The sequence below is a fragment of the Agrobacterium sp. 22117 genome, assembly GCF_052045735.1.
Lineage (GTDB): Bacteria > Pseudomonadota > Alphaproteobacteria > Rhizobiales > Rhizobiaceae > Agrobacterium > Agrobacterium cavarae.
In genome coordinates, this window is the sequence record NZ_JBQEPP010000002.1 from 548680 (window position 1) to 571288 (window position 22609).

Here is a 22609-nt window from a genome sequence, read left to right on the forward strand (position 1 = left end):
TTCCCGTCTTCTCGCGCTCCCGGATGTCGCTTAGCACGGCCCATGCCCGCACACAATGTTGCTGGATGGACAGCCGGCTGACAAAAACGGACGAAAAAGATGCGGCTCAAGGCGAAATTACGGCAGCTTTGTGTGCTTTCCTCTTGCCAAGGTCGGGCATATTTTGCGATCACACATATAAGCGCGATTTTATCTTCGCGCATGCATGACCAAGACGCTGGGGATGGAGTTTGTCTTGGATCAAATCGGAGCGGGAGGACTCATGCGATTTTCAACGAAATTAGCGCAGAGGATGGTGTAGCGGTGAGCGAGCACGTAAATGACCATGACGCGTCGGGTGAGCCCACCCGTCGCGATTTTCTTTACCTTGTGACGGGTATGGCCGGTGCCGTTGGCGCCGCCGCCGTTGCATGGCCTTTCATCGACCAGATGCGCCCTGATGCGTCCACGCTCGCACTCGCTTCCATCGAAGTTAATGTTGCCAGCGTCGAGCCTGGCATGTCGCTGACCGTCAAGTGGCGCGGCAAGCCGATCTTCATCCGCAACCGCACCGAGAAGGAAATTCAGGAGGCCAATGCCGTTCAACTGGCTCAGCTGAAGGATCCGGTTGCCCGCAACGCCAACCTTGCGCCCGATGCACAGGCCACCGACATTGACCGCTCGGCCGGTCAGGGCAAGGAAAACTGGATCGTCATGATCGGCTCCTGTACCCACCTCGGCTGCGTTCCGCTTGGTCAGGCGGGCGATTTCGGCGGATGGTTCTGTCCCTGCCATGGCTCGCACTACGATACGGCGGGCCGCATTCGCAAAGGTCCGGCGCCGGAAAACCTGCATATTCCGACCTTCGCATTCACATCCGATACCGTGATCAGAATCGGATAAGGGGACAGATGAAATGAGTGGTCATTCCAGTTACCAGCCATCGACCGGCATCGAGAGATGGGTCGATTCCCGCCTTCCGCTGCCGCGTATGATCTATGACAGCTTCGTGGCCTATCCGGTTCCGCGCAATCTGAACTACGCATACACCTTCGGTGCCATGCTCGCCGTCATGCTGATCGTGCAGATCCTGACGGGCGTGGTGCTTGCCATGCATTATGCTGCTGATACGACGGTCGCCTTCACCTCCGTCGAGAAGATCATGCGCGACGTGAACCATGGCTGGCTGTTGCGCTACATGCACGCCAATGGCGCGTCCTTCTTCTTCATCGCGGTCTATTTGCATATTGCCCGCGGTCTCTATTACGGTTCCTACAAGGCTCCACGTGAAATCCTCTGGATTCTCGGCTGCGTCATCTTTCTTCTGATGATGGCAACCGGCTTCATGGGTTACGTTCTGCCTTGGGGCCAGATGTCCTTCTGGGGTGCGACCGTTATCACCGGCTTCTTCACCGCCTTCCCGCTGGTGGGTGAGTGGATCCAGCAATTCCTGCTCGGTGGCTTCGCTGTCGATCAGCCGACGCTGAACCGCTTCTTTGCGCTGCACTACCTGCTGCCCTTCATGATTGCCGGCGTCGTCATCCTGCATATCTGGGCGCTGCACGTGACCGGCCAGACAAACCCCACGGGCGTCGAGGTCAAGAGCAAGACGGACACCGTTCCCTTCACGCCCTATGCGACGCTGAAGGATGCGCTTGGCGTGTCGATTTTCCTGATCGGCTATGCCTGGTTCGTCTTCTACATGCCGAACTTTCTGGGCCACCCCGACAACTACATCATGGCGGACGCGCTGAAGACGCCGGCCCACATCGTGCCGGAATGGTACTTCCTTCCCTTCTACGCCATGCTGCGCGCCATCACCTTCAATGTCGGCCCGATCGACTCCAAGCTCGGTGGCGTTCTGGTGATGTTCGGTGCGATCGTCGTGCTCTTCTTCCTGCCATGGCTTGATACATCCAAGGTTCGCTCTGCGGTCTATCGCCCCTGGTACAAGCTGTTCTTCTGGATCTTCGTCGCCAATGCCATCATGCTCGGCTGGCTCGGCTCGCGCCCCGCAGAAGGCCTTTATGTGACGATGTCGCAGTTGGGTACGCTCTACTACTTCGGCTTCTTCCTCCTCATCATGCCTCTTCTCGGCCTGTTCGAGACGCCAAGGCGAATCCCGAATTCGATCACCGAGGCCGTTCTTGAAAAGAACGCCAAGGCGACCACAGACGCGCCTGCCGGCGTGAAGATCTGAGTGCGGGAGAGAATGATGACAATGAAGAAGCTTGTAACGGGCATCGCGCTCATGGCCGCTCTCGGCGGGTTTACCGCCGCCGTGGCAGAAGAAGGCCATGACGATCTCGCGTCGAAGGCGACCCATGCGATTGCAGGCGGGCACTTCCCCATCCTGAAGCCGCATGAGGAGACGTGGTCCTTTGCCGGTCCCTTCGGCAAATATGACAAGGGTCAGTTGCAGCGCGGCCTGAAGATCTACAAGGAAGTCTGTTCCGCCTGCCACTCCATGAGCCTGGTTTCCTTCCGTACGCTTGAGGGCCTCGGTTACTCGGAAGATCAGGTCAAGGCTTTCGCTGCGGAATATGAAGTGCAGGACGGTCCGAATGCCGACGGTGAAATGTTCACCCGCAAGGCCGTGCCTTCCGACCACTTCCCGTCGCCATATCCGAACAAGGAAGCGGCGGCTGCCTCCAATGGCGGCGCTGCCCCTCCGGACATGTCGCTGCTTGCCAAGGCACGCGGTGTTGAACGCGGTTTCCCGCAGTTCATCATCGACATGATTCCGATCGTCGGCGGTTATCAGGAAGGTGGCCCGGATTACATCCACGCGCTACTGACGGGATATCAGGAGCCGCCGCCCGGCATCAAGAACCCGGATGGTACGGACTACAAGGTTCCGGAAGGCACGCACTTCAATCCGTATTTCGGCAGCGCTACATCGTTGAAAATGGCTCCGCCCATCAGCAACGATCAGGTGACCTACGATGATGGTACGCCCCAGACGCTGGAGCAATATTCCAGAGACATCTCGGCCTTCCTGATGTGGGCTGCCGAGCCCCATCTGGAACAGCGTAAGCGCACGGGCTTCATGGTGATGATATTCCTGTTCATCTTCACGGTGCTGATCTACCTCACGAAGAAGTCGGTTTATTCGCGAAAAGAGCACTGATAGCTTTCGCATGATCTGCGTAAGAGCCCCGCGGTCACCCGCGGGGCTTTTTTTGTGACGCGTGGGAGCGCTCGATGACGAGAATCCGAACCGGTGGATGTTTGTGTGGCTCGATCCGCTTTGAAACCAGGGCCGTGCCGCGCAATGCTCACACGTGCTCCTGCGAGATCTGCCAGCGGCACTCCGGTGCGACCAGCCTCACCTGGGTGGAGTTCAACGCGGACGATGTCTCTGGATCGGGTCCGGCGGTGCGCCATCGACCTATCGTTCCTCCGATTACTCCAGCCGTGCCTTTTGCGCCGCCTGCGGCAGCACGCTGGGCGCAATCGACGATGAGCCTGTCGTTGCGCTTGTCTGGGCAAGTTTTGACGATCGTGAGGATGAGGCGTTACGGCCTCACACCCATTCTTTCGAAGATGTCTGCCCGGTATGGGCCAAAATGCCGAGCATGACGACGGGCGAATAAGGGCCGTGCCTTTTTCGTTGGTTCGCCGACATCAACTTGATAAGGTACGGCAACTTTCCAATCTGCCACATCAACTGGACATATCATGACCGCTATTGCCTCGGAACTTGCTGACGCCATTCGCTCCATCAACGACTATCCGAAGCCCGGCATCATCTTTCGCGACATCACCACGCTTCTCGGCAATCCGCGTGCCTTCCGCCGCGCCGTGGATGAACTCGTCAATCCCTATGCGGGCACCAAGGTCGACAAGATCGCCGGCATCGAAGCGCGTGGCTTCATTCTGGGCGGCGCCATGGCGCACCAGCTTTCCACCGGCTTCGTGCCGATCCGCAAGAAGGGCAAGCTGCCGCACACAACGGTGCGTGTTGCCTATAGCCTCGAATATGGCGTCGACGAGATGGAAATGCATGTGGATGCGGTCCAGCCGGGCGAGAAAGTCATTCTGGTGGATGACCTAATTGCAACCGGCGGAACGGCCGAGGGTGCCGTGAAGCTATTGCGGCAGATGGGCGCCGAGATCGTCTCGGCATGCTTCGTCATCGACCTTCCCGATCTTGGCGGTCGCAAGAAGCTGGAAGAACTCGGCGTCGAGGTGCGGACGCTCGTGGAGTTCTCCGGGCACTGATCCTGAGGAGGCGACTGCTTAGGTTTTGGTATGGATTTTTTCAGGACGATCCAGGTCCAAGTAACACCTGAAGCTCGATTGCCTGCTTGAATCGAATCGGTTTCCAAGGCCCTGATTAGGCCAAGCCCTGCCTTCTCCGCCTGGGCGATGGCTTCGTCAGGACGGATTGGGTAGGATGGGCGTCCTGCCGGCGACGGACCATGCCGTAGAGACATAATCAGCAGCCCGCCTTCTTCCATCATGCGCGTCAGGACTTCCAAGGCGCGCTGGCGTTGTTCGATTTCGATATGGTGCCATACTCCGCACAGCGTGATGAGATTGAAGGGCGCGTAGGCGAGGGTTTTATTGAGAGCTGGCAAGCGGTCACTAAGCCATCTGATTCTCTCGGATGGATGCAGGCGCATGCCAGGCTCGCGCAGTTCACTGACAGGCTCCACCGCCAATACTTCGTGGCCTTGGCTCGCGAACCAGGCGGCATCGCGACCGGTTCCGGCACCGATATCAGCAATCCTGACAGGACGGATGGGCAGTAAATCCAAAACGGGCGCGTAGACCTCGCGGCAGTCCAAACTATCGAAGCGAGATATGAGTTCGGGGGTCGCTGCCTCTGCGTAGCCTTTCAGAACATCTGTCATCCGCCGGTGATCCTGCCTGCTGCGTTACCTTCACTCGAACTCCAGCACCTTGCTTTCAAACGTGACCACGAGCTCGCCATGCTGGTTGACGCCTTCGTTCAGCGTCGTGTTCAGCAGCAGGCCGGGCCGCGAGGCGAGGGGGCGGGTAGCGAGAAGGGTGGCGAAATAGGTTACGTCGTCGCCGGCATAGACCGGGTGCAACCATTTGAGGTTGGCGATGCCCGGGGAGGGACCGAGCTTCGGTGGTTCAATGCCTTCGCTCGTCAGCCGCTTCACTTCCCTCGTCCAGTAATTCAGGAAACACTTCATCCAAGATGCGCTTGTCTGCCAGCCGGAGGCACAAAGACCTTCGAAAACGGAGTTCTTTGCCCCTTCTTCACTCAGGTGGAATGGCTGCGGATCGAATTTTTCGGCATAGCGAATGATCGACTCGGCCGAGAAGTGGACCGTTCCGAGTTCGAGTTTGTGGCCCACGGGGTAAAGTTCGGTGAACTTCATGGCGTCGCCTCCGCCGATGTCGCCAGCATGGCATTCAATTCGACAATGCAGACCGTGTCGCCGTGCTGATTTTGCAGTTCATGACGGAGCTTGACGACGCCCCGGTCAGGCCTGGATTTCGACACGCGACGTTCGACAACCGTCGAGGAGCCCGTCAACGTGTCGCCCGCCAGAACCGGCTTCTTCCATTCGACAAAATCAACGCCAAGTCCGGCGTGGGCGCTCGATTGACCGATGTAGCTATCTACCGTCATGCGCATCAGCATGCCGCATGTGTGCCAACCGGAGGCGGCGAGGCCGCCCAGAATGCTGGCCTTGCCGGCTTCTTCCGAAAGATGCATGGGCTGCGGATCGAATTCCATTGCGAATTCAATGATCTCTTCCGCCGTCACCGTTTTTGGCCCAAGCGGAAAGCTGCGCCCGGGCGCAAAATCGTCGAAACTGTATTTCACGAGCTTACTCCTCCGTCCCGTGATGCTCAGAGCCGGTCTGGACACCCCGACAGGTCGATTTCGCGATGCATGTCGCGCACCTTTGCGTCAGGTTTCCAAACACGTTCCGACTGCAAGCTAACGCAAATGTTCCCTTTACGTAAAGGTCAGATCGGTTACGGGTTAATGAAAATCGATGATGGGTGAGAGGCGCTGAGGCGCCCCGCATGAGAAGCTGTAAATGATGCTTCCTCTCACGGGCAAGTGCGCTTCTGTCGAGCGCTACCCACACAAGCCTCGATTAAAGCGCGGGTGACGCAGAGGACGGCAGGAACTTTTGCGGCCGTCCGAGCGCCGCAGGTGTTTCGCCACCTGCGGCGAGACTCGATCAGGTGTTGAAGCGGAAGTGGATGACGTCGCCGTCCTGAACGACATACTCCTTGCCTTCATCGCGGCCCTTGCCAGCTTCCTTGGCGCCGACTTCGCCCTTATAGGCGACGTAGTCGTCATAGCCGATGGTGAAGGCGCGGATGAAGCCGCGCTCGAAATCGGTGTGGATGACGCCTGCGGCCTGCGGGGCCTTGGTGCCGCGAACGATGGTCCAGGCGCGGCATTCCTTCGGGCCTACGGTGAAGTAGGTGATGAGATCGAGGAGGTGGTAACCGGCGCGGATCAGCCGGTCGAGGCCAGCCTCTTCAAGGCCGAGTGCCGACAGGAATTCCTTGGATTCGTCTTCCGGCAGCTGTGCAACTTCGGATTCGATCGCTGCGGAAATGATGACGCATTCGGCACCTTGCGCCTTTGCCATTTCGGCAACGGCCTTGGTGTGTTCGTTGCCATCGACGGCATCGGCTTCCGCCACGTTGCAGACGTAGAGGACTGGATGCGAGGTCAGAAGGTTCAGGCCCTTGAGGACTTCGATCTCATCGGCTGCCAGCGTCTTCAGCAGAAGGCGGGCAGGCTTGCCTTCGTTGAGAAGCTTGATGACCGCTTCCATGACCGGCAATTGCGCGAGCGATTCCTTGTCCTTGGACGTGGCGCGCTTGCGGGTCTGTTCGACGCGGCGCTCCAGGCTTTCCAGATCGGCAAGCATCAGCTCGGTTTCGATCGTGTCGGCATCGCCGACCGGGTTGATGCGGCCTTCGACATGGGTAATGTCGTCATCTTCAAAGCAGCGCAGCACGTGAACGACGGCGTCCACTTCGCGGATGTTGGCCAGGAACTTGTTGCCGAGGCCTTCGCCCTTCGATGCGCCGCGCACGAGACCGGCGATATCGACGAATGAGATGCGGGTCGGGATGATTTCCTTCGAGCCGGCAATGTCGGCCAGAACGCGCATGCGGGCATCCGGCACGGCGACTTCACCGGTGTTCGGCTCGATGGTGCAGAAGGGATAGTTTGCCGCCTGTGCTGCTGCCGTTTTTGTCAGCGCGTTGAAGAGGGTAGACTTGCCGACATTCGGCAGGCCGACGATACCGCATTTGAAGCCCATGGCTTAAACCTGTCTTTGACTTTTGAATTTCCGATTGCGAGCCTTTTGCGGAAACGCCGGAGCAAGGTCAAGTCTTGTTGCAGCAAAGGGCGAGAAATCCGCCCTTTTGCGACTAGGCTTAAGGCTGTCCGAAGCCGAACCACGCGGATATCAGCGCCCAGCCACCATAGACGATGCCGATGGAGAAGAGCACCGAGACGACGGCCAGAACCAGTCCGCCGAGAAGCGCAAGGTCATCGCGTTGCGCCAGCGCCAGGGCGATGATCAGCACCGTGATGCCGGGGAGCGTATTGCCGAACGGGATCGGGAGTGCAATGATCACGGCCATCATAAAAATCACGATACCGATGAAGGCCGGTCCGGCAAAGCGTGCCAGCATGTGCCCGCGTGGTTTCAGCAGCGCTTCCAGCTTCTCCAGCCGGGGTGCTGCCTTGTCTGCCGTGAGTTCGATGATCGAGCGCGAGATGGAGAGACGACCCAGGACACCAGGCAGAACAAGCCTGCGTGCTCGAAACATCATCTGCAGCGACAGGATCGCCAATGCGGTGCCGAAGATCATGCCAGCCGGAATACCCGGCGTCGGAATGATCGCGGGAATGGCAAAGACCAGCAGCACGAAGGCGATCGCCTTGTCGCCCAGCCGGTCCAGCAGACAGTCGAGCGTGACACGTTCTGGGAGGTCGTGCGGCAGGCGCTTCAGCGCTGCCGCCATGCTTTGATGCGGCGCTTCCTTATCCATGGAGCGCCCAATTCGGGAAGATCACAATCAAATGGCCGATATTGGTCATGCGCAAAGAGATGGGGAGGTCGCGCCGTGTTTCAAGGCGCCATATCCCCAATCCTGCGTGGCCTGTCGTCTGATCAGGCTAAAGCCGGTGACGACTTTTGTTGTCAGTCCTTCTTGCCGAACATCCTCTTCAGCATCTCGGCCATGGGGCCAGTCTCCGGCAGCTTTTTCGGCTGGGCGTGGTTCCGCGCCTGATGGATGTGCGACTGCGCCGCCGGTTTTGCCGCTTGGATGGGCTTTTCGACTTCGGCCTTCGCGCCGGTCGCAAGCGCCAACTTATTCATAAGCTGGGAGTCTTCACCCTTCACCAGCATGGCGGCGTTGTCGGCGATGGCGTCGAGCAGCGGGTCGAGCCATGCCTTGTCGGCCTTGGCGAAATCGCCGAGCACATGACCATGCACGCGGTCCTTGTCTCCCGGGTGGCCGATGCCGAGGCGCAGGCGGCGATACTCCTTGCCGCAATGGGCGTCGAGTGATTTCAAACCGTTATGGCCACCATGTCCGCCACCGGTCTTGATGCGCGCGCGGCCGGCGGGCAGGTCCAGCTCATCGTGAATGGCGATGATGTCGCCAGGGGCCAGCTTGTAGAAGCGCATGGCTTCGCCGACCGATTCACCCGACAGGTTCATGAAGGTCAGCGGCTTCATCAGCAGGATCTTCTCACCGGCGATCTCACCTTCTGAGATTTCCGCCTTGAACTTTCTCGACCACGGCGTGAAGGAGGGCAGGCGTTGCAGGGCATCGACAGCCATGAAGCCAATGTTGTGACGGTTGCCCGCATATTGATTGCCGGGGTTGCCGAGGCCTGCAATGATGATCATGGACGAAATTCCGCTTCACTCAAAATCGATACACTTCACCAACGCGAAACGCCGCGGGTGTCAACTTTTTTGTGGGCGCGCTAACTGTTAGTCGCTGATGATCAGACCGTATTTTTCGTAAATGCGCCGCTGGGTACCATCGGCAATCAGATCGTCCAGCACCTTCTGCATCTTCTCGATCAGGCTGTCCGGCACACTTTTGTGGCAGGCCATACCAAGCCTCTGCCGGCTGAAGGTGATGACCTCCTCAAAGTCTTTCTGGGGGAGGTTCTTCAGCGCGCTTTCCGACATGGGCATCAGGTCGATGCGACCGGCGGCGAGCTTTGAGAGCGTATTGTTAAAATCGGCGCTGATGTCGATCCGTGGAAAATTCATCGAGCGGAGCAGGCCTTCGGTGTAGTCGTTGCGCTGTGTTCCGACGGTATATTCCTTGGCATCCTCGAGCGTCTTGATGTTCATGACGTGGCCCTGACGCGCAACCAGAACATTGCGATCCGTGTGGATGGGGGAAACCCATTTGAAGCGGGGCTCGCGCTCGGCGGTGCGGGCCGCGGCAAAGACGCAGTGCATGGGTGCGGTCTCGGCCAATTTGATGGCGCGCGCCCAAGGCATGACGGTCGCTTCATACTGCGTGCCGGTTCGTTCCAGAATGATCTTCAACTGATCCCAGTAGACGCCGCTTGGCTGTCCATCGGCGTCGCGCAGATTGTAAGGCGGATAATATTCCGTCGATAGAAACAGTTTTTCGGCACTGGCCGATGTCGCGGCCAGCAAGCAGGTCGACAGACCAATCGATAAGAGAATTGCTCGTAACACTGCTACCCCTCCCACAGCGTTTATTGCGCGGCTTTCAGCCTTTTTCCATCCTCCAGCGGAACCTGATAGGTTTCGATCAGAGACTGTATCGCGCGCGGTCTGGAAAACAAATAGCCCTGCCCGCAATCCACGCCGATCTCTTGCAGCATCGTCTTCTGCTCTTCCGTCTCGATCCCTTCGGCAATGACGAGGCAGTTCATCTTGTGGGAGATCGCGCTGATGCCTTCCACCAGCATCCGGCTTTTCTTGCTGATGTCGGGCGCATCCTTGCTGATGGAGCGCGTAAAGGACTGGTCGATCTTGACGATATCGACGGGGAAGCGGTTGAGGTAGCTCAGCGACGAATAGCCTGTGCCGAAATCGTCGAGCGCAATGCGGCATCCAAGCAGGCTGATGGCATTCAAGACGGCGCGCACCTGCGGGTCGTCATGCATCATCACGGCTTCGGTGATCTCCACCACAAGGCGCTGCGGAACGATGCCGTGGTGGTGCAGCAGGCCAGCGATGCGCGTCGGTAGACCGGCCTCAAACTGCTGGGCGGAGAAGTTGACGGCGACATAGGCCTTTTCGAGGCCGGGAACGGTTGAGATTTCCGCGAGGTTGCGGATGGAATGCTCGAGTACGCGGTTACCGAGGCGCTTGATGCTGCCATTTTCTTCCGCCACGCCGATGATCGGGCCGGGCGGCAGAATGCCCTTGCGCGGATGGTTCAAACGCATCAGGGCTTCGAAGCCGCAGGTCACGCCGGTCTGCAAGTTGAGAATGGGCTGGAAGTGTGCCTCAAGCCAGTCTTCCTCGATGGCCTGCTCGATTTCCTGCTCGATCTCTGCCCGCTGGCGCGCTTCGTTCATGATCGTGGCGTCGAAGATCTGGGCGCCATTCTTTCCGGCCCGCTTCTTGGTATACATGGCAAGATCGGAGTGTTGCAGCAGTTCCGAGGCGCTGCGGGCATGTTCCGGATAGATGGCAAGACCGATGCTGGCGCTGAGACGAATGCTTTGACCATGGAAAATGAAGGGGTCGTTGAACATCGCGCCGATCTTCTCGCAGATTTTCAGCGATCGCTCTTCCGCGTCCGACCCCGCAAGCAATAGGGCAAACTCATCGCCACCAAGCCGCGACGCGGAGTCGAGCGGATTGAGAACGCCTTTCAGGCGACCAACGAATTGTTTCAGAACCGCATCGCCTGCGGCATGGCCGAAATTGTCGTTGATGCCCTTGAAGCGATCGAGATCGATGAACAGGCAGGCAAGTTTCGTCTGAGCCGCATCGGCATGCAGTATCTTCTGGTCCAGCATGGCTTCGAAACCCTGGCGGTTCAAAAGCCCGGTCAGGTGGTCGGAAATGGCCTGGAGGCCGTTGCGCTGTTCCGACTGACGAAGCTCGGTGACGTCCGTCATCACGCTCAGTACATCTGCGCTGGTCTCCTCGATGCCGGTTTGCAGCGTCTTCTCGGCAATCAGCACATCCATCGAACGCCCATCGGCGCAGATGAAGCGGACGGTGAGCTCAGCCGCGTAGGATTCATCGGTATGGTCGGATGGGCGGTTTTGATGGCGCTGGCGGAAACTTTCGCGATCGTCCGGATGGAGGAAGGCTTCAAAGGCGCAGCCAAGGGAATCCTCGCGACTATAGCCGGTTGCCTTCACCCAATAATCGCTCACCGCTGCGACGCGATTTTCGGGATCGAGTGAAAACAGCATGGCCGGGGTGCGGTTGTAGATTTCCGTCGTGCGCCGATGGGCACGCTTGAGCTCGTGCTCTTCCCGTTCGAGCTGCGTCTGCATTTCGTTGAAGCTGAGAGCCAGCCGTCCCATTTCGTCGCGCGAGCGCCAGTCGACATGGTGGCGCGAGCCCAGCCTGCGAGTTGCCTCGATGGCGGCCGTCAGCCGCAGAAGCGGGCGCATGATCATCATCCGGTTGCCGACGATGGCGGCGCCAAACACCGTCAAGATCGCCAGAATGAAGATCGACAGGAAGGAAAGCTCGATGCCGTTCAGCGATGAGAAGACGCCGACATCACGGAAGATGATCTTGATCGTCCCGACCTTGGTTTCGCCGTCGAGGTTCTTGTAGTAGATGTCACGGCTAAGCGACGACATGTCGTCGCTTCTGGGGGCGCTTGATGTCTGAGTGACGTCGAGCTGGCCGAAACTGTCCTTGACCCGGACCATGTAGATCGCAGGATCGTTAATGAGCGTGCCGGTAATCTGGTTGATGCTTTCGTCATCCAGATCCCAAAGGGGGCGGCCGAGAGCCTGCGCGTTGGCGACGATGAGAATTTCGAGCCGGTCGGCCTGGCTGGAGATCGCGGCATTGTAGGACAGGCTGAGCAAAATCGTAAAAAGCGGCGCGACGATAGCCAGCAACGCGCCGGATATGATCACCAGAAATCGCCTTTCTACCGAATGGGTCATCTGCCCTCTCTTGATCCTCAAAAACTCCCGTCCATGCGGTAAAGGCCCAAGCGCCGTGAGGGCGTTTTCGATTGCTCGAGAGCCTTTTCCAGCTGCGGTTGTAGAACCAAAGCTTTGAGGTATCGTTTCGCAGAATGCTTAATCATTCTTGAATTGAGTGATGGCATTCGAAGCGCGTCAGATGGCGCGGGCAGCGTCGTCGTGCGGATGAACCAACATGCAAAAAGGCCCCGCATCTTTCGATACGGGGCCTCTTCAAGAAAAACCAAACAGGTCTTATTCGGACTTGTCTTCGCCTTCTGCTTCTTCAGCAGCAGGTGCTTCGTCTTCAACAACGTCGACAACCGGCGGAACGATCGTTGCAACGGTGAAGTCGCGATCGGTGATCGTCGGAACCACGCTCTTCGGCAGCTTGATCTGCGAGATGTGAACGCTGTCGCCGACCTTCAGACCTTCGAGGTCGACGGTGATGGCGTCAGGGATCTGGTCCGCAGGAACGTTGGCTTCGATGGTGTGGCGAACGATGTTCAGAACGCCGCCGGTCTTGATCTCGGACTTCTCTTCATTGATGAAGTGAACCGGGATTTCGACGGTTACGTTCGAGTTGGCCGAAACGCGCAGGAAGTCCACGTGCATCGTGAAGTCACGAACCGGGTCAAGCTGGTAGTCCTTCGGCAGAACCTTGTACTTCTGGCCGTTGACGTCGATCGTTGCGATCGTCGTCATGAAGCCGCCGCCGTGGATGCGCTTGGTGATTTCGTTGGTCGAAATCGCGATAGAAATCGGGGCCTGCTTGTCACCATAGATGACAGCGGGAATCAAACCGTTGCGGCGAAGTTCACGAGAGGACCCCTTACCAACTCGTTCGCGCGCCTCGGCCTTGAGCTCATAAGTTTCTTTGCTCATGGCATTTCCTTTTCGAGGTTATATGGAGAGTTCAAACCGGCTTGGCCGGACGAGAACTGGGGCGGCGCTTGCGCCAACCCGACCGCGTTGCCTCCAAGGGTGTCTACACGGATGCGCGCGCTATAGTATAAAGCGGCCTTGAACGCAAGACCGCGGGGGTTTTACGATGGGATCACACCTGGTCCACGCATCGCGACCTCATGTGGGGTCGCATGCGACTATTTTACCGTTGAAAGATCGCCACAACCGGCGCACGATAACAGAAGCTTTGGGAGGAGCCTATGTCGAACGATGCCGCACATGCCAATCATGTCTATGAGAGCGCCAACCGTTCATCGGCTGCCGCAAGTTCTCCGATCGTCGCATCCTGGCGACGCTGCATGACGATGCATCATCTGGCGCCGGAGGAAAATCGCAAGCCGATCTTCCTGTCCGAGGCGGAATTTCGCAGGGCGCGCGACGAGGCATCTGCTCTTCTGGCCGAAAGCACCGATGAAATCGACCGCATCTTTTCCACTGTTGGCAGGGCAGGGTGTTGCCTGCTGCTGACCGATGCCAAGGGCGTTGCCCTGGAACGACGCGGTGCTGCGGGCGATGATGACGATTTTCGAAAGGCGGGGCTCTGGTCCGGCGCGCTGTGGAGCGAGGCGAGTGTAGGCACCAATGGCATCGGCACCGCACTTGCCGACGAGCGGCCGGCGGTGGTCTATCGCGACCAGCATTTCTTCAGCTCCAACATCAATCTCTCCTGCACCACAGCGCCGATCCGCGACCACCGGGGGCAGGTGACGGGCGCGCTCGACATTTCCACCTGCCGGGACGACATCAACGAACTGACCTTTTCCATGGTGACGCAGACCGTGCGCGATGCCGCACAGCGCATCGAGGGCAATCTGTTCCGCCGCGCATTCCCAGGCGCCCGCATCCTGATCGTGCCGCCTGGCCAATCGACGATGCTGTCGCTGCTGGCCGTCGATCAGGACGATATCATCCTGGGGGCGACCCGCGCTGCACGGCTGGCGCTGCGGCTCGATGATGCGCGGATAGCGCAAGGGATCCCCGCATCGGACGCACTCAAAGAAGAGCGGCATGACAAAGGCAGCGACTTGATGGAAGCCGAGCGCGCTGCTTTAAGACGGGTCCTGGCGCGCACCAATGGCAACGTGACGCAGGCGTCCGAATTGCTGGGGATCAGCCGCGCGACGCTCCACCGCAAGATGAAGAAGCTCTCCGTGCATTGAAACGGAGGCGCAAGCCTTGATTGGCCTGGCCGTTGTCGCAGATGTGAAACACTGTGCACTGCGGAACGGCCTGCCGCCCCTTTGATTTGCCCGATTGTAGGCACAACCTCTCTCCACGCGATCAACCAATGATCGTTGTTCATCAGGGAGGATGAAAACATGAACATCCAGGTTCAGCACAAAGCGGGAGAAACCCCGTTCAAACTGAAATACGGCAACTATGTCGGCGGCCAATGGGTGGAGCCGAAGTCCGGCCGCTACATGGACAATATCTCCCCCGTTACCGGGCAGAAGATCTGTGAAGTGCCGCGATCCGATGCCAGCGATATCGAAGCAGCCCTCGATGCCGCGCATAAGGCGCGTGCAGCCTGGGGCCGCACCAGCGTCACCGAACGCTCCAATATTCTTCTCAAAATCGCTCAGCGTATCGAGGACAATCTCGATCTGATCGCCCGGGCAGAAACCTGGGATAATGGCAAGCCGCTTCGTGAAACCACCAATGCCGATATTCCGCTGACCATCGATCACTTCCGTTATTTCGCAGGCTGCATTCGCGCGCAGGAAGGGTCGATCGGCCAGATCGACAATGATACCGTCGCCTATCATTTCCATGAGCCGCTCGGTGTCGTCGGCCAGATCATTCCCTGGAATTTCCCGATCCTGATGGCTGCGTGGAAGCTTGCGCCGGCACTCGCCGCCGGCAACTGCGTGGTGCTGAAGCCGGCCGAGCAGACGCCCGCTTCCATCCTGCTTGTCATGGAATTGATCGAGGATCTTCTGCCGCCTGGCGTGCTCAACATCGTCAACGGGCTTGGCATGGAAGCCGGCAAGCCGCTGGCGCAGAGCAACCGCATCGCCAAGATCGCCTTTACCGGTTCGACCTCGGTCGGCAAGGAAATCATGCGCTATGCGGCGGATAACGTCACCAACATCACGCTGGAACTCGGCGGCAAGTCGCCGAACGTGTTCTTTGCCGATGTGATGAACGAGGATGATGCCTTCCTCGACAAGGCGCTCGAAGGCTTTGCCATGTTCGCGCTGAACCAGGGCGAAGTCTGCACATGCCCATCCCGCGCACTGGTGCATGAATCGATCTATGACCGCTTCATGGAAAAAGCCCTGAAGCGGGTCGAGGCGATCAGCCAGGACGATCCGCTGAATGCCTCCACCATGATCGGTGCACAGGCATCTCAGGAACAGTTCGACAAGATCATGAGCTACCTCGAGATCGGCAAGAAGGAAGGCGCGAAGGTGCTGACCGGCGGCGACAAGAAGTCGCTCTCCGGCAATCTGAAGGACGGCTTCTACATCCAGCCGACGGTGTTTGAAGGCAACAACAAGATGCGGGTCTTCCAGGAGGAGATCTTCGGCCCCGTCGTTTCCGTCACCACCTTCAAGACGGTGGAAGAGGCGATCGAAATCGCCAATGACACGGTCTATGGCCTGGGTGCAGGCGTCTGGAGCCGCGATACCAATCTGGCATATCGCGCAGGTCGTGGCATCGAAGCCGGTCGTGTATGGACCAACTGCTACCATGCCTATCCGGCAGGTGCTGCTTTCGGTGGTTACAAGCAGTCGGGTATTGGCCGCGAGACCCACAAGATGATGCTCGATCACTACCAGCAGACCAAAAACCTGCTGGTCTCTTACAGCCCGAACAAGCTGGGCTTCTTCTGATGTCGTGCGAACCCGGTGCCGGCGGTATTTCCGCCGGTGCCGACTCCGGCCATGGCTCGCATAAGGTCTTTTAAGTGCGCCGATGCCATTTGTATCAAGGCGATCTGAGTTGACGTAATAGTGTCATTAATCGGGCGCATATCCTCAACGATATTGTTGCGTGGATCGATATGCGCCCTTTCTTTTTTTATTTTTTTCATTCCGCTCGCGCCGCCCGTAGGTGCCAATCATGAGCGGTGTTGCCGGACAATTTCACGGCGCGGAACGTATCGGCGGGCTGGAAACGGAGCGTTCGCGCTGGCTTGCCATTGCTGTCTTCTCGGTGCTTGGCGTAACCCTGTTTCGCATCATCTGTCTTGCCTTCGACAGGACAGACCTCTTCGTCGATGAGGCGCAATACTGGCTTTGGAGCCGGGAGATGGCCTTCGGGGCCTATTCCAAACCGCCGCTGATTGGCTGGGTCATTCGCTTGACCACTTGGCTTATGGGCGGCGAGGGGACTTTCGACGTCCGTCTGGCGGCGCCCATCCTGCATGCGATGACCGCGGCTGCGATGTTCTATCTGGGGCGGATGATCTACGATGCACGGATCGGCGCGCTGGCGGCAATCATCTACATCACGCTGCCGGGTGTCTCGCTTTCCAGCCTGTTGATTTCCACCGATACGCCGATGCTGCTTTTCATCGTCGTCTCGCTGATCCTGTGGCGTAAACTTTCTGCCATAAGGACTGAAGGCGGGCCGCTGGCCTTGATGCTGGCGATCGGGCTTGGCTTTGCTGTCGGACTTGGATTTCTGTCGAAATACGCCATGGCCTTTCTGTTTCCCTTCGTGCCGCTGGCGGCCTATCTGGACAGGGATTGGCGGGTTCGGTGGTCGCATGCTCTGCTCGCGGGAGCGGTCGCCACACTCGTTGTCGCGCCCAATCTGTGGTGGAATTATGCGCATGACTTTGCCACTGCCCGTCACACGGTTTCGATCGCCCACTGGAATGCTGCCGGCCTGAATATCGGCTCGGCGCTGGGTTTCTTTGGGGCGCAGGCCGGTGTTGTCGGCCCCTTCGTTTTCATCGCCATGCTGATGGCCCTGCGTGACATGAGAACGCCGACAGTGCGGTCTCTGTGCGCACTCAGCATTCCACTTCTCCTATTGATGACAGCGCAGGCTCTGATCTCACGCGCTTTCGCCAACTGGGCCGTCGGCGCCTATGCGGCAGGCCTCCTGCTTGCAACGCCGTGGCTTGCGGCACGGCCGCATTGGCTGCGGGCGTCGCTCATTCTCAACACTGTCGTTGCCATCATCCTGCCGCTGCTGACCATCTTCGGTACGGAGTTGCGTCTTCCCAATGGTGATCTGGCGCTGAAGCGCTATCTCGGACGGTCTGCTCTGGTATCGACAGCGATTGCAGATGCGAGAAGGCTGGACGCTCACGTTCTCGTTGCGTCCGACCGGTCCTTCCTGGCGGAGATGTTCTATCAGTTGAGAGACGACCACCACATTGTGCCACGGGCATGGAACGAGGGTGCTGAGCCTCCCTCCAGTCATTATGCGCTGCTCTATCCGCTGCAGCCAGGCGAGACGGCGAACGCGCTTCTCCTATCGCGTGCCGACTCGCTTCCCGCCTGCATGAAGGATGAGCCGCCGCAGGCCGAGTGGGCGGCAACCGCCGGCTTCATGGAACGCGCCACGGTGGGTCTTTGGAAGATCCCAGCCTCCTGCCTTGAGGGGGCGAACCATGGACCATGACATCCTTCATATGCGGCTCACCATCTGGCTGACGATCGCAACGCTTTGCGCCGTCATCGTCTTTGCGGCTTTCCCCTTCCTGGACCTCAGAATTTCCTCCCTGTTCTTCAACGGGCAGGCTGGTGACTGGATGGGCCGCAGCCCGGACTTCATGTTCTGGAGAGATGTGCTGCGTCACGGCGGGGAGGCGTTTGCTGTCGTCACATTCCTCATCTTCCTGGGCAACATCCTGATCGGAACCACGCAACAGACCGGCTGGCGGGTCTGGGCGTTCATCTGGGGCAACACGCTGGCCTGCGCTGGGCTGCTGGTCAATGGTATCCTGAAGACATGGCTTGGCCGCGCCAGGCCTGACGGCGTGATCGAATTCGGCGGGGTCCAGACATTTACGCCGGCGTTTCAGCTGAGCAATCAGTGCTTCAAGAACTGTTCCTTTTCATCCGGCGAGGCGGCGCTGATTGCAAGCGTCGTCCTGCCGGTGTGCGTCTTGCTCTGGCCGCAGCTGTCACGCAGCGGCAAGGTCGTCTGCACGGTGATCGCTGCTTTCCTGGTCATCGCAACGGCCGCGATGCGCATGGCTGCGGGACGCCATTTCCTCAGCGACACAACGATGTCGATCCTTTTTGCCGCGCTGACGTCCCTTATCCTCTATCGTGTTCTCGCGATTGGGCAACATCGGCAAGTCTTCACAGTCCGCTCGGTGGTGGCGGACGTTTCAGTAATCATTTTGGATGCGCAAAACCGCGGACTTCGGTTGCTGACGACGGTGTTGCGGAACACTGTCAGGGCAGCTATTTATATGCAAACTTACGCAGCGAGAGAATGGACAAGGTTTTCACAGCATTTCTCGAGCATGGGCGCGAAGTAGCGGTGAGAGGTAGCCCTTACCATTACGTTGACTTGCGGTGCCACAACCGATCAATCTGCGGGATGATTTAAGGAGATTCGGGTGGGAAAATTACCGCGAGACGCTGATCTGATCTTTTTAGTAAAACATAACTTACTGTTCAAGCCTGTTGATTGGTTGCCCGCAATGTACGGCAATTTTATTAAGGCGCAAAAAAAGTATGGGCCGTCTTGCGTCCGCATTGGTCTTTCTGGGAAGGGGCACTCGCCAAATTATCGGATAGAACCTTTAAACGAACCGCCTAAGGCAACTCCAGAAGAATTCGAAAAAGCCCTTCTCTATGATGGCTCTCATCCACAGGTTGATAAGATGATCGCGAGAAACACCGCATTTAGTGGAAGAAGTCATAAACAGCCATCAACATTACAGGGAAGTCTTGATCAGGAAAATTGGAGCTCTGCTGTTAATACAGAGATCGAAATCAAGGACTTACTACAACAAGTAAGGAGAGCGCCGACGATATGAGGCGCGGTGCACACGAGATCGCCTCGTGGCTTCAAGGTCGAAGCGCACTGCTCGTCAATCAAACTTCATCTACACCTTTTGCGATGCGGCGTGCATGACCCATTGCTTGCTTGAGCGGCACGGCGCGTGTCGGATCTGATTTGTGAGCATCGTATGCCTCCACGACTTCATCCCGAAGCCAACGGTCCACTGCCGCGTCTTGCGCGGCGAGCGTTCTCAAACCATCGCGGATCACTTCGCTTTCGCTCGCATACTCACCAGACGCTACCTTGGCTTTGACCATTTCCGCCATGTCCAATGGTAGGGTAATGCTGAGGGACTGTGTTGTGCGCATGGTCATCACCTTCATATCGCCATCGGAGAATACACCAAGATAGGATTGAGTCCTACTCGTTTCCAACGGCGGATGTAGAAGGCGAAGGAGCAGCTAGATCAATCGAAGAGACCCGAAACCGACTGTTCCATCGCCGTGCGGTTGATCGCTTCGCCCAGCAGAGTGGCGGTGGTGATCACGCGGATGTTGTGCGCGGACTGGACGCCGGTGGTCGGCTGGATGCTGTCGGTGATGACGAGTTCGCGCAGCTTAGAGGATGCAACGCGGGCGACGGCGCCGCCGGAGAGAACGCCGTGGGTGATGTAGGCGGTGACGCTGGTTGCGCCGTTTTTCAGCAGCGCTTCGGCTGCGTTGCAGAGCGTACCACCGGAATCGACGATGTCGTCGATCAGAATGCAGTCTTTGCCGGAGACGTCACCAATGACGTTCATGACTTCCGACTCGCCTGGGCGATCGCGACGCTTGTCGACGATCGCGAGCAGACAGTCGAGACGCTTGGCAAGCGCGCGTGCGCGAACAACACCGCCGACGTCCGGCGAAACGACCATGACGTTGTTGGTGTCGTAGTGTTCCTTGACGTCGCGGGCCAGAATCGGTGCGGCGAAAAGGTTGTCCGTCGGGATATCGAAGAAGCCCTGGATCTGTCCGGCGTGAAGATCGAGCGTCAGGACGCGATCGGCGCCGGCTTCGGTAATGAGATTGGCAACGAGCTTTGCCGAGATCGGTGTTCTTGGACCGGCCTTGCGGTCCTGACGGGCGTAGCCGAAATAGGGGAGAACGGCGGTAATGCGCTTTGCCGAGGAGCGACGCATCGCGTCGATCATGATCAGCAGTTCCATCAGGTGGTCGTTGGCGGGAAAGGATGTGGACTGGACGAGGAAAACGTCCTCGCCGCGTACATTTTCACCGATTTCTACAAAGATTTCCTGGTCCGCAAACCGTTTTACTGTGGCATTTCCCAGGGGAACATTGAGATACTTGCAGATCGCTTCGGCCAGATGCCGGTTCGAATTGCCTGCGAAAACCTTCATGGGTGCCGCCTGTTTTCCATGCCATCGCTTGAGCCCGGGATTTTTAAAGTCTGTCCGCGGCCACTGCGTCGTTCAACGGGAAGGAATACCCGGCCCAGAAGGGCGCCGGACATGCCGTTTTGCCATGGGCGCCTTAATAGCGCTGTTGCCTGTGAATGCAATAGCCGGAACCGCGTTACCCATGATTTTCGTGAAAACTTTGTGACTCGGCTGTTTTCAATGTCGCTTCAATCGATTGGATCGGCGCAAGCGCTTTCGACCGACTGACTTATCCACGCCCGCTCTGCCGCCATACCTGGTAATCATCCAGCGTCTTGGCTGCGATCTTCTGCATCACGCCATCGGTGACGGCCGACCATGGGTCGCCTCCGCGCGAGGCCACTGATTCCTGCCCTTGGAGGCGATGAAGCCGCGCGCCATTGGCATCGAGAATATCCCAGACATAGACGATCGTAACCTTGCTGCCATCTTCGAAGGCGGACAGGTATCCCTTCAGGATGTTGTTGGCCGAGGTATCGGCGGAAGGCAGGATCGTCAGGCCCTTGGCGCGGGCTTCGGCGCCCAGTTGTCTGGAGAGCGGCGTGACGGCCTGTACCGGCGCGCCGATGATCGGCAGGAAGCGAATGCTGGCGCCACCCGACGGCGCAAGCGCTGCGGTCTGCTGCTGCGGTTGGGACGGTGGCTGCTGAGGCTGGCGGCTGACGGGCTGCCCATACTGACCGCCGCTCGTCATCGCCTGGGCTTGCGCCTGCAGCGTGTTCTGTGGCGCATAGGCCGGCACTTGCGAAGCGACGCCAGAGCCGGAGCGATCAGCGGCTGCCGCCATCTGGTCGAGATCTCCCTGATTGACGGGGGTCGATGGCGTCTGGTTGTGCCCGACATTGACTTGCGGGGTAAGCGCATCGCTGGTGTTGCATGCAGAAAGAGCCATCACGAGGCCGGGAACTGCAAGGACCGCACCGAGCCTCTTCATGCCTTGTATCTCTTCATCATTGGCTCCGTCCTCCCCAGGATTGCTGTGATTTAAGGGTGGTTTGGGTTCGGAGTCAAATCAGGCGGTCAGCATATCGAGGCTGTGACGGGACAGCGATTGTGGGGCGCCCTCGGTCGTTACATAGGTCTGACCCAGCGTCATGGCGATGCCGGCATCGCTATCCATGATGATCATATGCACGAAGAGTGTCATGTTCGGCAGGATTTCCTGGGTGTTGCCGGCGTAGAACATCTGATGCTCCATCCAGGAGGGAGAGAAGCGCGCGCCGAGCGAGTAGCCGCAGGCGTTGAGGCGATGGCGGGTCAAGCCGCGCTCATCCATGATCTTGGCGTGCACGTCGAACACATCGCCGAAGGTGTAGCCGGGACGAAGGACCTCTTCGATGGCGCGGATGTTTTCTGCACAGGCGTTGTAGAGTTCCTTGTGGCGAAACTCCGGTTCGCCGATGACGACGGTGCGCATCATAGCCGCGTGGTAATGGGCGCTCGCACCTGCCCATTCGAGCGTGATCTGGTCCTTGGCATCGAGCTTGCGGCGGCCGGCCTTGTAGCGGCACAAAAGCGCATCAGGGCCGGAGCCGATGATGAATTCGTTGGCGGGATAATCGCCGCCGCCGGAAAAGACCGCGCCCTGCATGGCGGCCAGAATGTCGGCTTCATCCGCGCCTGGCTTGATCAGGGCGATGGCCGCATCGAGCGCGTCATCGGCAAGCTCTCCGGCGCGTTTGGCATAGGCAATCTCGGCTGGGCTTTTTACCAGGCGAAGCGTGCTGACGAGGTAGGAGGCGTCGACGATCTGGCAGAAGCTTGCCAACTGGTTGTCCAGCAGGCGCGCCACGCGACCGGTCATGCCATGGGTGTCGAACTCGATGCCGACGCGGCAACCGAGCAGATCCATCTCGCTCATCAGGTTCTTGAGATCGAGCGTCGGATCGGCGTTGAGGCGATCCACCCAGATGACGATGTTCTCGATATTCGACGTATGACGGGCCTGACGCAGATCGGCGGAGCGCGTCAAAAGCGACACCGAGCCATCGGCCTTGACGATCAGCGTCTGAAAGAAGCAATAGCCGAAGGTGTCGTAGCCGGTCAGCCAGTACATGCTCTCCTGGGCGAAGAGCAGCACCGCATCCAGCTTTTCCTCTGCCATCTTCTCGATCAGGCGGGCACGACGGGCCTCGAATTCGGCGGGTTCGAAGTGTAGAGCCATC

At 58.6% G+C, this 22609-nt stretch carries 22 protein-coding genes and 2 pseudogenes; 10 read left to right on the forward strand and 14 right to left on the reverse strand.

Annotated features, from left to right (window positions below):
- Positions 1–303: 303 nt before the first annotated feature.
- The 5 genes and pseudogenes from petA (at position 304) to ACTJKV_RS07065 (ending at position 4203) form a co-directional block, all read left to right on the forward strand.
- Positions 304–882 (forward strand): ubiquinol-cytochrome c reductase iron-sulfur subunit, encoded by a 579-nt coding sequence (petA, locus tag ACTJKV_RS07045; RefSeq protein WP_062426384.1) that lies wholly within the window; start codon positions 304–306, stop codon positions 880–882.
- A gap of 13 nt (positions 883–895) precedes the next feature.
- Positions 896–2179: a cytochrome b gene (locus ACTJKV_RS07050; RefSeq protein WP_062598688.1), complete on the forward strand. Its 1284-nt coding sequence runs from the start codon at positions 896–898 to the stop codon at positions 2177–2179.
- Positions 2180–2200: 21 nt separating this feature from the next.
- Positions 2201–3109: a cytochrome c1 gene (locus tag ACTJKV_RS07055; protein WP_274102273.1), complete on the forward strand. Its 909-nt coding sequence runs from the start codon at positions 2201–2203 to the stop codon at positions 3107–3109.
- Between the two features lie 74 nt (positions 3110–3183).
- Positions 3184–3575: pseudogene (locus tag ACTJKV_RS07060) on the forward strand (GFA family protein).
- An 85-nt stretch (positions 3576–3660) separates the two neighbouring features.
- Positions 3661–4203: an adenine phosphoribosyltransferase gene (locus ACTJKV_RS07065; RefSeq protein ID WP_113225196.1), complete on the forward strand. Its 543-nt coding sequence runs from the start codon at positions 3661–3663 to the stop codon at positions 4201–4203.
- A gap of 266 nt (positions 4204–4469) precedes the next feature.
- On the opposite strand, the pseudogene ACTJKV_RS07070 reads toward ACTJKV_RS07065, so the two are convergent.
- The 9 genes and pseudogenes from ACTJKV_RS07070 to ACTJKV_RS07110 form a co-directional block, all read right to left on the reverse strand.
- Positions 4470–4838, reverse strand: a pseudogene (locus ACTJKV_RS07070) (class I SAM-dependent methyltransferase); the annotation flags it as partial.
- Between the two features lie 30 nt (positions 4839–4868).
- A complete protein-coding gene (locus ACTJKV_RS07075) occupies positions 4869–5336 on the reverse strand; it encodes a MaoC family dehydratase (RefSeq protein ID WP_113225195.1) in 468 nt (155 codons plus the stop codon).
- Positions 5333–5788: a MaoC family dehydratase gene (locus tag ACTJKV_RS07080; protein WP_062426389.1), complete on the reverse strand. Its 456-nt coding sequence runs from the start codon at positions 5786–5788 to the stop codon at positions 5333–5335. The genes ACTJKV_RS07075 and ACTJKV_RS07080 overlap by 4 nt, the downstream gene beginning before the upstream one ends.
- 367 nt (positions 5789–6155) lie before the next feature.
- On the reverse strand, positions 6156–7259 hold the full coding sequence (ychF, locus tag ACTJKV_RS07085; RefSeq protein WP_062426390.1) for a redox-regulated ATPase YchF: 1104 nt from the start codon (positions 7257–7259) through the stop codon (positions 6156–6158).
- A gap of 118 nt (positions 7260–7377) precedes the next feature.
- Positions 7378–7998: an exopolysaccharide biosynthesis protein gene (locus ACTJKV_RS07090; RefSeq protein ID WP_274102030.1), complete on the reverse strand. Its 621-nt coding sequence runs from the start codon at positions 7996–7998 to the stop codon at positions 7378–7380.
- 152 nt (positions 7999–8150) lie between these two features.
- Positions 8151–8867, reverse strand: coding sequence for an aminoacyl-tRNA hydrolase (pth, locus tag ACTJKV_RS07095; protein WP_274102031.1), 717 nt, complete (start codon positions 8865–8867; stop codon positions 8151–8153).
- Positions 8868–8954: 87 nt separating this feature from the next.
- On the reverse strand, positions 8955–9683 hold the full coding sequence (locus ACTJKV_RS07100; protein WP_274102032.1) for a substrate-binding periplasmic protein: 729 nt from the start codon (positions 9681–9683) through the stop codon (positions 8955–8957).
- Positions 9684–9703: 20 nt separating this feature from the next.
- Entirely contained in the window at positions 9704–12100 is a 2397-nt protein-coding gene (locus ACTJKV_RS07105) for a sensor domain-containing protein (RefSeq protein WP_062440289.1), read from the reverse strand.
- A gap of 276 nt (positions 12101–12376) precedes the next feature.
- Positions 12377–13006, reverse strand: a complete 630-nt coding sequence (locus ACTJKV_RS07110) for a 50S ribosomal protein L25/general stress protein Ctc (protein WP_062426395.1) — start codon at positions 13004–13006, stop codon at positions 12377–12379.
- A gap of 281 nt (positions 13007–13287) precedes the next feature.
- Between ACTJKV_RS07110 and ACTJKV_RS07115 the strand changes: the two genes are divergently transcribed.
- Positions 13288–14247: a helix-turn-helix domain-containing protein gene (locus tag ACTJKV_RS07115; protein ID WP_062598679.1), complete on the forward strand. Its 960-nt coding sequence runs from the start codon at positions 13288–13290 to the stop codon at positions 14245–14247.
- A 159-nt stretch (positions 14248–14406) separates the two neighbouring features.
- Entirely contained in the window at positions 14407–15924 is a 1518-nt protein-coding gene (gene exaC / locus ACTJKV_RS07120) for an acetaldehyde dehydrogenase ExaC (RefSeq protein WP_274102033.1), read from the forward strand.
- Here exaC and ACTJKV_RS07125 read toward each other — a convergent pair.
- Positions 15894–16124 (reverse strand): hypothetical protein, encoded by a 231-nt coding sequence (locus tag ACTJKV_RS07125; RefSeq protein ID WP_274102035.1) that lies wholly within the window; start codon positions 16122–16124, stop codon positions 15894–15896. The genes exaC and ACTJKV_RS07125 overlap by 31 nt on opposite strands.
- A 29-nt stretch (positions 16125–16153) precedes the next feature.
- On the opposite strand from ACTJKV_RS07125, the gene ACTJKV_RS07130 reads away from it, so the two are divergent.
- The 3 genes from ACTJKV_RS07130 to ACTJKV_RS07140 all read left to right on the forward strand — a co-directional run bounded on the left by ACTJKV_RS07130 (position 16154) and on the right by ACTJKV_RS07140 (position 19040).
- A complete protein-coding gene (locus ACTJKV_RS07130) occupies positions 16154–17668 on the forward strand; it encodes an ArnT family glycosyltransferase (RefSeq protein ID WP_440598568.1) in 1515 nt (504 codons plus the stop codon).
- Entirely contained in the window at positions 17658–18536 is an 879-nt protein-coding gene (locus tag ACTJKV_RS07135; RefSeq protein WP_274102037.1) for a phosphatase PAP2 family protein, read from the forward strand. The genes ACTJKV_RS07130 and ACTJKV_RS07135 overlap by 11 nt, the downstream gene beginning before the upstream one ends.
- Positions 18537–18617: 81 nt before the next feature.
- Positions 18618–19040, forward strand: coding sequence for a hypothetical protein (locus tag ACTJKV_RS07140; RefSeq protein WP_274102038.1), 423 nt, complete (start codon positions 18618–18620; stop codon positions 19038–19040).
- A gap of 58 nt (positions 19041–19098) precedes the next feature.
- On the opposite strand, the gene ACTJKV_RS07145 is transcribed toward ACTJKV_RS07140, so the two are convergent.
- The 4 genes from ACTJKV_RS07145 to ACTJKV_RS07160 all read right to left on the reverse strand — a co-directional run bounded on the left by ACTJKV_RS07145 (position 19099) and on the right by ACTJKV_RS07160 (position 22608).
- The gene (locus ACTJKV_RS07145; protein ID WP_274102274.1) at positions 19099–19374 is read right to left on the reverse strand and encodes a type II toxin-antitoxin system ParD family antitoxin; all 276 of its coding nucleotides are present in this window, start codon (positions 19372–19374) and stop codon (positions 19099–19101) included.
- Positions 19375–19472: 98 nt separating this feature from the next.
- Positions 19473–20405 (reverse strand): ribose-phosphate pyrophosphokinase, encoded by a 933-nt coding sequence (locus ACTJKV_RS07150; RefSeq protein ID WP_062426401.1) that lies wholly within the window; start codon positions 20403–20405, stop codon positions 19473–19475.
- Between the two features lie 268 nt (positions 20406–20673).
- Positions 20674–21378 carry a hypothetical protein gene (locus tag ACTJKV_RS07155; RefSeq protein ID WP_274102040.1) on the reverse strand — a complete coding sequence of 235 codons (705 nt, stop codon included), beginning with the start codon at positions 21376–21378 and terminating at the stop codon, positions 20674–20676.
- Between the two features lie 78 nt (positions 21379–21456).
- The gene (locus ACTJKV_RS07160; RefSeq protein WP_062598675.1) at positions 21457–22608 is read right to left on the reverse strand and encodes a M24 family metallopeptidase; all 1152 of its coding nucleotides are present in this window, start codon (positions 22606–22608) and stop codon (positions 21457–21459) included.
- Position 22609: the final 1 nt, after the last annotated feature.